This is a genomic window from Candidatus Thiosymbion oneisti, from assembly GCF_900092655.1.
Classification (GTDB): Bacteria; Pseudomonadota; Gammaproteobacteria; order Chromatiales; family Chromatiaceae; genus Thiosymbion; species Thiosymbion oneisti.
In genome coordinates this window covers 1-10,899 of record NZ_FLUY01000445.1, presented here as the reverse complement: position 1 = coordinate 10,899, position 10,899 = coordinate 1, and the positions used below count along the sequence as shown (strand labels likewise).

Annotated in this window: 9 protein-coding genes; 8 read left to right on the top strand and 1 reads right to left on the bottom strand. The window is 59.3% G+C overall.

Annotated elements, in window-relative coordinates:
• Positions 1 to 161 precede the first annotated feature (161 nt).
• The 3 genes from glgX (at position 162) to BQ17_RS04420 (ending at position 3,664) form a co-directional block, all read left to right on the top strand.
• On the top strand, positions 162 to 2,252 hold the full coding sequence (glgX, locus tag BQ17_RS04430; protein ID WP_089724633.1) for a glycogen debranching protein GlgX: 2,091 nt from the start codon (positions 162 to 164) through the stop codon (positions 2,250 to 2,252).
• Positions 2,253 to 2,280: 28 nt separating this feature from the next.
• Entirely contained in the window at positions 2,281 to 2,940 is a 660-nt protein-coding gene (locus BQ17_RS04425) for a hypothetical protein (protein WP_089724630.1), read from the top strand.
• A 181-nt stretch (positions 2,941 to 3,121) separates the two neighbouring features.
• On the top strand, positions 3,122 to 3,664 hold the full coding sequence (locus BQ17_RS04420; RefSeq protein WP_089724627.1) for a hypothetical protein: 543 nt from the start codon (positions 3,122 to 3,124) through the stop codon (positions 3,662 to 3,664).
• A 362-nt stretch (positions 3,665 to 4,026) separates the two neighbouring features.
• On the opposite strand, the gene BQ17_RS23950 is transcribed toward BQ17_RS04420, so the two are convergent.
• Positions 4,027 to 4,206 (bottom strand): YniB family protein, encoded by a 180-nt coding sequence (locus BQ17_RS23950; protein ID WP_089724636.1) that lies wholly within the window; start codon positions 4,204 to 4,206, stop codon positions 4,027 to 4,029.
• A 153-nt stretch (positions 4,207 to 4,359) separates the two neighbouring features.
• Between BQ17_RS23950 and BQ17_RS04410 the strand changes: the two genes are divergently transcribed.
• From BQ17_RS04410 to BQ17_RS20245, 5 genes are all read left to right on the top strand, one after another.
• Positions 4,360 to 4,812, top strand: coding sequence for a Uma2 family endonuclease (locus BQ17_RS04410; RefSeq protein ID WP_218068089.1), 453 nt, complete (start codon positions 4,360 to 4,362; stop codon positions 4,810 to 4,812).
• A 709-nt stretch (positions 4,813 to 5,521) separates the two neighbouring features.
• A complete protein-coding gene (locus tag BQ17_RS21460; protein WP_176722291.1) occupies positions 5,522 to 7,276 on the top strand; it encodes a hypothetical protein in 1,755 nt (584 codons plus the stop codon).
• Positions 7,249 to 8,895: a glycoside hydrolase family 57 protein gene (locus BQ17_RS04395; RefSeq protein WP_176722290.1), complete on the top strand. Its 1,647-nt coding sequence runs from the start codon at positions 7,249 to 7,251 to the stop codon at positions 8,893 to 8,895. Before BQ17_RS21460 ends, BQ17_RS04395 begins: the two co-directional genes overlap by 28 nt.
• A gap of 2 nt (positions 8,896 to 8,897) precedes the next feature.
• Entirely contained in the window at positions 8,898 to 10,364 is a 1,467-nt protein-coding gene (locus BQ17_RS04390) for a glycogen synthase (RefSeq protein WP_089724620.1), read from the top strand.
• A gap of 65 nt (positions 10,365 to 10,429) precedes the next feature.
• Complete coding sequence (locus BQ17_RS20245; protein WP_141699093.1) at positions 10,430 to 10,810, top strand: hypothetical protein; 381 nt, start codon at positions 10,430 to 10,432, stop codon at positions 10,808 to 10,810.
• Positions 10,811 to 10,899 lie beyond the last annotated feature (89 nt).

Sequence of the window (10,899 nt, the reverse complement as noted above, 5' to 3'; positions counted from 1 at the left end):
GCGCTCCCGGCTTTGCCCAATCGACACGGCTGGTAGTAACTTGTTAATCAAAAAGAAATTTATACGCGCCCGCCCTGATGGTCCGTCCCGCCTCGATCGGGGCCACCGGCGTCTCGTGATATACTCCGCAATCCTTCGTTGACCCCTGTTCGGAGCTCGCGATGAGCAGACCATCCGGTCCCTACGAGACCCGTCCTGGCCGCCGTCATCCAGCCGGTGCGACGGTCGGAGATGAAGGCGTCAATTTCTCCGTCTACAGCCGACACGCCACGGGCGCCGAGCTGTTGCTGTATGAGAACGCCCGGAGCCCGGAGCCCTTCCAAATTATCGGTTTGGACCCGGAAATCAACCACACCTTCTTCTCCTGGCATGTGCTGGTGGTGGGTCTGCCGCCGGGGACCCACTATACCTGGCGCATGGATGGCCCCAACGACCCCCAAGGTCAGGGCTGGCGTTTCGATCCCCGGGTGGAGCTGGTCGACCCCTGGGGCCGGGCCGTGACCACCGACAGCTGGGACCGCTGGAAACGCCAACGCAAGGGGGTCAAACCCCACGACTCACCGCGGGCGGTGGTGCTCGCGGATGACTATGACTGGGAGGAAGATATCCCCCTGTATCTGCCCGGCGAGCAGATGATCGTCTACGAGCTGCACGTGGGCGGCTTTACTCGCCACGCCTCCGCGGGCGTTCGCTCCCCGGGGACCTTCGCCGGCATCGTCGAGAAGATCCCCTATCTGGAATCCCTCGGCATCACCCATGTGGAGCTGATGCCGGTGATGGCCTTCGACATACAGGACGTACCCGAGCAGGTCTGGGAGAAGGGGCTGACCAATTATTGGGGCTACAGTACGCACAGCTTTTTCTCGCCGCACCCCGGTTACTGCAGCTCACCTGAAGCGGGCACCCATCGCACCGAGTTCCGGGATATGGTCAAGGCCCTGCACCGGGCCGGGATCGGCGTGATCCTGGATGTGGTCTTCAATCACACCGCGGAAGGTGACGGCGGCGGGCCGGTCATCAACCTCAAAGGTTTCGGTAATGAAACCTTTTATATCCTCGATCAGATCGACAAGAGCATCTACCTGGACTTTACGGGCTGTGGGAATACAGTCAACGCCAACCATCCGATGGTTGCCCGCTTCATCATCGAATGCCTGGAGTACTGGGTACGCGAGATGCACGTGGACGGCTTCCGTTTCGACCTGGCCAGCGCCTTGGCGCGGGACGAGGAGGGCCAGCCCCTGCCCAATCCGCCTCTGCTGTGGGGGATCGAGTTGTCGGACGTGCTCGCCAGCACCAAGATCATCGCCGAGGCCTGGGACGCGGCGGGGCTTTATCAAGTAGGGACCTTTCCCGGCTACCGCTGGATGGAATGGAACGGGCGTTACCGCGACAGCCTGCGCCAGTTCGTCCGCGGCGACCCCGGCAACATCGGTGAGGTAGCGAGCCGCATCGCCGGCAGCAGCGACCTCTATCAAGCGAACCTGCGCCTCCCCATCAACAGCGTCAATTTCATCACCTGCCACGACGGCTTTACCTTACAAGACCTGGTGAGCTACGAGCGTAAGTGCAACCGGGCCAATGGTGAGGACGATCAGGACGGTTGCAGCCACAACCTGAGCTGGAACTGTGGGGTCGAGGGCGCGAGCGACGACCCTGAGATCTGTGCCTTGCGTAAGCGCCAGGCCAAAAATCTCCTGGGCCTGCTGTTTCTGAGCCAGGGCGTTCCCATGCTATTGGCCGGTGATGAGGTGCTGCGCACCCAGGGCGGTAACAACAACGTCTGGTGCCAAGACAATGAAACGGGCTGGCTCGACTGGGCGCTTCTCGAGCGTAACGGGGATATGCTGCGCTTCGTCAGAGAGCTGATCGCCTTTCGCAAACGCCATCCGAGCCTGCAACGCCGGTATTTTCTGAGCGGGCAGCCGCGAGAAGGCTCGTCGTTGCCGGACATCAGCTGGCAAGGTCCCAAGGGTAGACCTCCGCGGTGGGACGATCCGAATAGCCACAGCCTGGGCTTCACCCTGGCAGGTACGGGGCCGGGCGAAGAGGACCTGCAGATCCTGATGAACATGGGCAAGGCGTCCCAGACCTTCGCGCTGCAGGCGCTGGATGGACGCGCCTGGCATTTGGCGCTGGACACCGCCCGCGCGACGCCGTGGGATATCCTGACCAAGGACGAACAGGAATCCTGGCCCGAGACCAGCTATCCGGTCGCCGCCCATGCCCTGGTGGTGCTGGAAGGCCGCTGAGTGGGCGTTGAGCTTAGGAGAGAATTAAATGGATTGGATCATAAATAGCCTAGTCGGCATTGTCATGCTGTTGGCCGGTTTCGGTCTTGACCGCCTGTGGGAATGGAGAAAAAAGAAGAAAGCCGGCTTGACCGGTCAAGCCCACCGGATAATCGCGAAACTCGGCAAGTCGGTGCAATCCTTCGACGGCTATTACTTCCTTTCCCGCAGTCCCACCGAGAATTTCAAGATCGCAAACCATGTGTACCAACACGCGGCGGGAGAGGTGATAGGCACATGCTTTCGGGAAAACCCCACTACCTACGGTGAGCAAGACCTGTCACGGCTTCTGCCTCCCGGGGCGTCCTTCACCCGTCTGACGACAGACAGAGTCTGCTCGTCAGAAGACATCAAGAAAGTAGAAGCGGTTCTCAAAGAATTTGTTCCAAACAGCAAGATCGTGATGGTTCCATCGCAGGAACATTTCACGAGTATTGACGGGATATTTGCACAGCTATCGGACAAGACACATATTGCCCTTGTCACCTTTCCCAAAATGGGACCCGAACACCAAAACCGAGGCATCCTGTTCTACGGTCACATCGCTGAGACGTTCTTCACATATTACAGAGACCTGAGCGAACGTCTCTATCAAGGCAGGGGAAAGGACGCGCCTAATTCGACCTACCCGGCTGATGCGATTCACTAAATGTCAACAATTCCTAACTGCCAAGAGATTGGGGCTATGGTGTGATGAAGAACTGCTACCAAAAACAGCCCAATCTGTTCAAAAAACAGGTCTATAATCTGGCAGGACTTGACACTGCAAGATAGCGTGAGTCTTGTAGACTACTCAATTCAATCTCACGCAAAACAAAAGGAGAAACGAAATGGCCCATAGCAGAGTGATTACTCTTATGGATTCGTACGCTGACAGAGCAAATGAACAAGGTGATCCCAGTCAATACTTACAACAGTTTGCAGCCATGCACGATTGGTGGCATGGCATCGGACGAATGCCAGGTTTTTTGGTTTTTCATTGGCATGCCATTCGTAACTTAAAAAGATCGAAGGCAGACAACACGTGGGCTGGCGGGGTCACCCCGTTTAGTGAAAATGACTGGAAAAACATGAACTGGCCATATAAACTAACTAATAGCGTAGCGGAAAATGATTTTGATTCCTTTTCCGTTTTCTCGCGTCGGCTCGAAAGTTGGCACAATGAAGCCCACATGGCTGTAACTCTGGCAACTGGCCAAGACCTAATGAATCCGCTAACAAACATCATGTTGCGGGATTTTTGGCGACTGCACTACTTTATAGACGGCAAGTTTCTAGAAGCTCTGGATATCTTTAATCCAAGCAACGTCTCTCCAGAGATGAAAATTGAAGAGTTAGAGCATAAGTTCCATAGCCGTGTTAGGGAAATATAGTACCTAACAATGCCTTCCAGCGGATGCAGTCGCTAACGCGCCTGCTCCGCTGAAGGCCAGTGTTATTCAGCAACTTCCTGTGCATAAACAAAAAAACAAAAGGACACCCATCTTTTTTGTTATTACATTTGACACAAAGATATATAAGGAAAACTGTTTACATAGACACATCAATTGTCAGGTTGTCGGGCACACTGCCTACCGGCCAGGAGCTACTCTTCATTGATGGGCACGCTGCGCTTGGTGCATCCTGATCAGCCGTCATCGATCGTGGTCTGGTAACTAACACCAGCCACAACCGGTGGACTTGTATTAAGCACAGCAAACGGAAAATGCGTCCGAGTTGACGGCATTGTTAGCAACTAGATTCCCATGAGCTTGAGCAGCAAAGCGAGAATAATTCCAACAACGATTGGTGCAAGATACAGTTGGTGAAATTGCGAGAAGATACTACTACTTGGAATTTCCGTTTCTCTCTCGATTTGTTCTCGAGTTCTCGCCTTCTGTCCTTTTACGGATTCTTCAATAATCTGATCTTCGATTTTTTGACGGTGTGCAAACCGCTGTGGCTGACCGAAACCTTTAAACTATCCTGAGCGGCGCTTGCTTTGCCCATCCTACCGAGCTAAATTAGTGACAAATAGAGAGCGTGGGTTGGTTTATACCAAAGCAGAAGAGAGAAGTGGTGAAACCTCATGCTTGAAAATACTCAGGCTATGGAAAATCAGGTGGAAGAAATGCCTTCCCTAAACCATAGTTATATTTGCGTTCAAGTAATGCGGCAATTATTGCAAGATAATTCCATACAGCCATTACCTGAGTTGACTCTGGATATAGACAAGGGTCTTACACCGGACATTTCGGTATTTAAAAAGGAAAAAATACGACCTAATTTTTTTGAAGATATATTAAAAATCAAAGACTTACCCATATTAGCGATTGAGGTAATTTCTTCAAGTCAAAGTGTTCAGGCAATTTTTGAAAAATCCAAAATTCTGGTTAACTCCGGCGTTAAAACCGTGTGGACAATAGAACCATACGGAAGAAGTATTTTCGTGGTAAATAAAGAAGGAAAAAAATTATTTCATGAGGAAATAGTGGAAAGTGAAGGAGTAAAAGTTGATTTCACGAAAGTTTTTAGAAGCTAACTGTAGCTTGCCCACCGCCAAGCAATTGAATGAGTATAACAAACAGAATTCTTTCGCAGTTCGTGGTCTCCATCGGTCTCGGCCAGGTGCCGGGTCGAAACCCGTAGCCATCAGGTTTTCCGTGCCTGCTTTGCCTTGCGTCTCCGATCACGATCACGACCACGGTTCCGTTTTCGATAGGCGTAGGATGCGGTGAGCGCGGTAGGTCACTCAGGATGGCATTGCGAGGAGGCGCGAACCGCATCTTGGGACGAGTGGTGAGTGATGGGTGATGAGTATCGTAGCCCACCAAGCGGTGTTGTCTTGGTATTTCTCGCCCGCGTAGTCTGCTTTCCGCGCCCACCATCCGCCTCCGCTCATCATGGTGGACACAGCCCACCCCAATGTCATTAAGTTAAGGGCACTTTGAAAAATACGGTTTTCGTCTACAGTACATCTCAACAATCAACGTTGTCGTGATCGTAATCGTGATCGCAATCGCAATCGTAATCGTAATCGTAATCGTAATCGTAATCGTAATCGTAATCGAAGCCACCATAGCTGATAGCTCCGCCTGGGTAAGAAACTTACGTCAGAAAGAGCGTGGATTGGTTTATACCAAAGCAGAAGAGAGAAAACAGGTATAACAGGGCGAATCCAGCCGATCACTTCGGTCGCTACCGCTCTCTAGGTGCCGGCTGATTTGCGGCGATAGATCCGGTTAAATAAAATGAAATCACGATTCGGCACGGACGCAAAGGGATCTCCGGCCTTCCCGGAAGGGCAGGTGAGCAGGTCGGATGCCCAGGCGTTGCGGGCCCTGGCGGAGGAGATCTCCCGCGAAGCTGCGCCCCGACTCGAGGAGACGGCCTTGGTGCTCTACGACCGGGACCCGGGGTATCTCCAGGCCCAATGGTATGTCACGTCGGAAGCACTCACCGCGGCACGCCGCTTGTTTCCCGGCGACGGGACGGGCCTGCGCCAGGTGCTGCGGCTGTGCCGCCTGGATCGGGAAGACCGCATCGAGATAGTTGCGAGCCTTCCCCAGGGGTCCGGTGCATCGGAAGGAGCGGGCGAGGACGGCTTTGCCCTGCCCGGAGACGGCGCTGAGTATAGCTGCGAGCTTGGCCTGGAATCGGACGCGGGGGGGTGGCTGCTGCTGGCGCGCTCGAACCGGGTCCGGTCGGCGGACCGACAGCTCCCCCCGTCGCGGACTACAGCCGTCCCGGACAATCCGCACGCCTGGAATGCACCGCTTGCGGCGGTGGAGCAACCGAAGGAGAGCGAAGCCATGCCTGTGGAAGCGGCGTTGGCGGCTGTCGGCGAGCCCCTCTACCCTGTCTTTCCCAACCTGGAGCTGGATGATGCACCGCCGCCGGGGCATCCTGCACCCCCAGAGGAGACGCCGGGCCAAGCACGGTTACAGGACCGGGAACCGGAATCCCCGTCCGGTGTCTTTGAGGATCCGGCGCTTGACCTAGAGACGGATGATTCGCCGCCGGGGCATTCCGCACCCCCGAAAGAGGAGGGTGTCGCAAAAGGCACTGATCTTCGTCCTTTGACCCCCTCTCCCCAACCCCTCTCCCGGCGGGAGAGGGGCTTTTGCGACACCCTCAAAGAGGCGCCTGGCCGAATACAGCCAGAGAACCGGGAACCGGAATACCCACCCGGCGTCCCTCCGTATCTGGTGTCCTATCGGGAGTCGGGTGATGCACCACCGGGGCATGCTGCCCCTCTGGCGGAGACACCCCGCCCAGAGACGCCCGAGCAGGAGACCCCCAAGCAGGAGATCCCCAAGCAGGAGACCCCCAAGCAGGAGATCCCGGACCAAGCAGGGTTACGCGACTGGAGACCCGAATTCTCACCTGGTATTCCTCACGACCCGGCTCCCCACCCGGAGACGAGGGCCGAGTTTCCTTCCGACGTCTCCGTAGAAGCGGCGTTGGCGGCCGTTGGTGAGCCCCTCTACCCCTTCTTTCCAAACCTGGAGCCGGATGATGTGCCGCCGCCGGGGTATTCCGAATCCCTGGAGGAAGCGCCGGGTCAAGCATGGTTACAGGACCGGGGACCGGAATTCCCGCCCGGTATCCCTCAGGATTCGGTGCCCTACCTGGAGCCGACGACCGACCTTCCCCCCGGCGCCCAGCTGGTGGATATGCCCCCACCCTTGCTGCCGTCGTCGCTGGGGTTGGACACCGCGACGGCGGATATGCCCGGACCCCTCTACGATCCCCGGGCGGCCTTATCCAGCGCGGTGCTGTCCGGCGGGGCCTTGCCCCCGCTGCCCGACCTGGAGATCCACGCGGAGCTGATCGTTCAGGGACGCGCCGCTGCGGGCTCCAGGGTCGATCTGTTCGGCCACCCGATCGCGGTCGGCGCGGACGGACGCTTCTACATTCGCCGTCCAATCGACATCTCGGCGTTAGAGCCCCTTGCCGTCGGCGGAGGTCTGCTGGCGTGGCTGGAGGCCGCCGGGCACGGGTGACAGTGCCCGGCCATCATCACGGTCATTTCGCGCTGCTGCTGCACGCGCACCTACCCTTTGTCCGTCACCCGGAACACCCTCGGCACCTGGAGGAGCACTGGCTGTTCGAGGCCGTTACCGATGTCTATCTGCCCCTGCTCGGGCTGCTCAGAGCGGCGGTTGCGCGCGGGTCCAGGTTTCGGCTTACCCTCTCCCTGTCCCCTACCCTGCTCTGCATGCTCGCGGATCCCCTGTTGGCGGGGCGCTATCTGGATTATCTCGACCGCCTTGCTCGGCTCGCGGGGCGTCTGACCGGGGACCCGCGGTCCGAGCCGGGCCGCCGCTCCCTCGCCTGCTTCTATGGTAAGCGCCTCGAGCGTCTACGGGCCTTCTACCTGGACGAGCTCGGCGGTGACCTCATCGCCGCCTTTGCGGCCCTCGAAGCAAGCGGCCTGGTCGAGCTCATGACCACGGCGGCCACCCACGGCTATCTGCCCCTGCTGCGCAGCCAGCCGACGGCGGTGCGGGCCCAGCTGCGGGTAGCGTGGGATTATTTCCGAGCCACCTTCGGCCATGCGCCGGCGGGGCTCTGGCTGCCGGAGTGCGGCTATTATCCCGGTCTCGAGCATGAAGTCGCCCAGGCCGGTTATCGCTATGTGGTCCTCGATGCCCACGGGCTGCAACAGGCATCGCCACCCCCGCGCCACGGCGTCTACGCACCCTGTACGGCAGGCGAGACGGGTAAGGCAATTGCGGTCTTCGGCCGGGATCCGGACTCGGCGCGGGAGCTCTGGTGCCCCACCATCGGCTATCCCGGCCACCCGCTGTACCGAGAGTACCACTGGGATCTGGGTTACGAGGGCGACTCGGACCTCCTGGCGGACTTTCTCCCCCCGGGCGTCAAGGCCGCGCCGACCGGGCTGAAGTTTCACCGGGTCACCGGTAGGACAGATGCCAAGGCCCCCTATGAGCCTGCGGCTGCCCTGGATCAGGCCGAGCGTGACGCGCGGCGGTTCGTGGCGGGTCGCCGCCGGCTGCTCGGGTCCTTGTCTTTCACCACCCGGCCTCCGATCGTCGTTGCACCTTATGATGCCGAGCTGTTCGGCCATTGGTGGTTCGAGGGACCGGCCTTTCTCGACGCCCTGATCCGCTGCCTCGACGCGGCACCGGATATGCAGCCCGTGACCCTGGGTGAGTATCTCCGCCGGCACGGGACCGCGGGGGAGATTCGTCCTGCGACCTCCAGTTGGGGCGAGCAGGGCTATAATGGTGCTTGGTTGCGTCCGAACATGGGCTGGGTGTACCTCCAGCTGCACCAGGCAGCAGGAGAACTCGCAGCCCTGGTAAACGGACGCCAACAGATGCCGGATCGGGATGGGGCATCCCGCCTGTTGCGGCAGGCGGCCCGCTCCCTGCTGCTGGCTCAGAGCTCGGACTGGACCTTCCACCTGGGGCGGGGTGCCGGGTCGGACTATTGTGAGTCGCGCCTGCGCGATCAGCTGGCCCGTTTCCGTTTCCTGGCCGGGGCCTTGCGCGACGGCCGGATTCGAGACGAACAGCTCGCCGCGCTGGAAAGGATGGACAACCTGTTCCCGGACCTGGATCCGAGACACTTCGGCTGTACTAGCCAAGGCGGATAGTCATGTATATCACCCAAGTCGGCGCCGAGTGCGCGCCCGTCGCCAAGGTAGGCGGCCTCGGAGAGGCCATCCACGGCTTGTCCCGGGCGCTGGCCGAACAGGGCCATCAAGTCGAGGTCATCCTACCCAAATACGATTGCCTGCGTCCGGACCTGATCGAGGGTCTGCATCGGGCCTACGAGGACCTGCAGGTCCCCTTCTACGACCAGTGGCTAGCTTGCAGTGTCGAATCCGGATATGTGGACGGGATTCATTGCTTTTTCATCGATCCCCATTCCGACCATGGGTTCTACCAGCGCGGACGCATCTACGGCGAAGTGGACGATCCGGGGCGTTTCGCCTTCTTCTGCCGGGCCGTCCTCGAATTTCTGCTGAAGACCGGCAAGCAACCGGACATCATTCACTGCCACGACTGGCACACCGCCCTGGTGCCGGTGCTGCGCTGGGAGGTCTATGAGGCCCTGGGGCTCAAGCGTCCGCGGGTCTGCCACACGCTGCACAATCTGTCCCATCAAGGGGTGGCGGGGGAATACCCGCTGCGCGCCGTGGGCCTGGATCCGGCCCGACTGATGACCAGTGATCGGCTGCTCGATCGGGATCGGCCGCACGCCGCCAATCTCCTCAAGGGCGCGCTCGTCTACGCCGATGCCGTGACCACCGTCTCCCCCCGCCACGCCTGGGAGATCCTGCACACGGATCAAGGTATGGGGTTGCAGGAGACCCTGCATACCCACAGCCACAAGCTCCGGGGGGTGATCAACGGCATCGATGAGGGCACCTGGAATCCCCGGACAGACCCGCACATCGTCCAGACCTACGGCCCGGAGTACCTGCCCGGCAAGGCCTGCGACAAACGACAGCTGCGCCAGCAGCTGGGGCTGGAAGAGGCCGCCAAACCGATCGTCGCCATCGTCAGCCGGCTCGATCGCCAAAAGGGCGTGGAGCTGATGCGTCACACCATCCACTATGCCCTGGAGAACAGCTGCCAGACGGTCCTGCTCGGGAGCGCCTCGGAACCCTGGATCGACGAGCTGTTTCAGGAGATCAGGCGCCACAGCGACGGGAGTGCCGATTGCCGCTTGATCCTTGAGTATAACGAAGCACTGTCCCACCAGATCCATGCCGGAGCGGATATCATGGTCATCCCCAGCGTCTACGAGCCCTGCGGACTGACCCAGATGACCGCTATGCAGTATGGCGTGGTGCCGGTGGTGCGTCGGGTGGGCGGACTGGCGGACAGCGTCTTCGACGCCAACTACTCGGACCAGGCCTTCGAGGAAGTCAACGGCTTCCTGTTCGACGATCCCACCCCGGCAGGACTCGAATCCGCCCTGCGGCGGGCCATCCGGCTCTGGTTCCGGTATCCGGCCTATTTCCGGCAGCTGCGACTCAACGGCATGCACACAGACAACTCCTGGTCCGGGCCCGCCCAAGCGTATCTGGACATCTTCGAGGGTATCAGGGCTTGAGACGGTCAGGGCGAGTGCGCATAAAAACGAATCCCAAGGGGTAGTGGTAAATTTTTAGGCTCTTTATGGATTCCGGACTGCTTTGGAGTGCGCCGGTAAAGCGGCGCGACCGCATCGAACCTCAGCGACGGGGGATACCAACGGCGCTTGCCGAGAACCTGGGCAACGGGTTCCACGCGCGCCGCGGCGACGGCGCTTTCCCCTGGCCGCAACGCCTGGCCGGGGATAGAGGCGTCGCCAAATCCAAAGCGGCGGCGGGGTTGCACTGTACCTGCCGGCACCCCCGGTTACACCAGGTAGCGTGGGTTGCTACCAATGCCGGGACAAGGTCGCCGCCGCACTCCAAAGTTTCCGCCGGACCGCTCCGGTTCGCCGCCTGCCGGTGCATCCCTGCACGCAGACAGGTGCTCACCAGACTCGACGGTCGTGCCGGGGAGGGAGGATAGAACAGTCTGGAATCCGGTAGTGGCTAATGTATAAGTGATAACATGACCAACGGTACTGGCTACTATGTCCCCTCTCCCGCCGGGAGAGG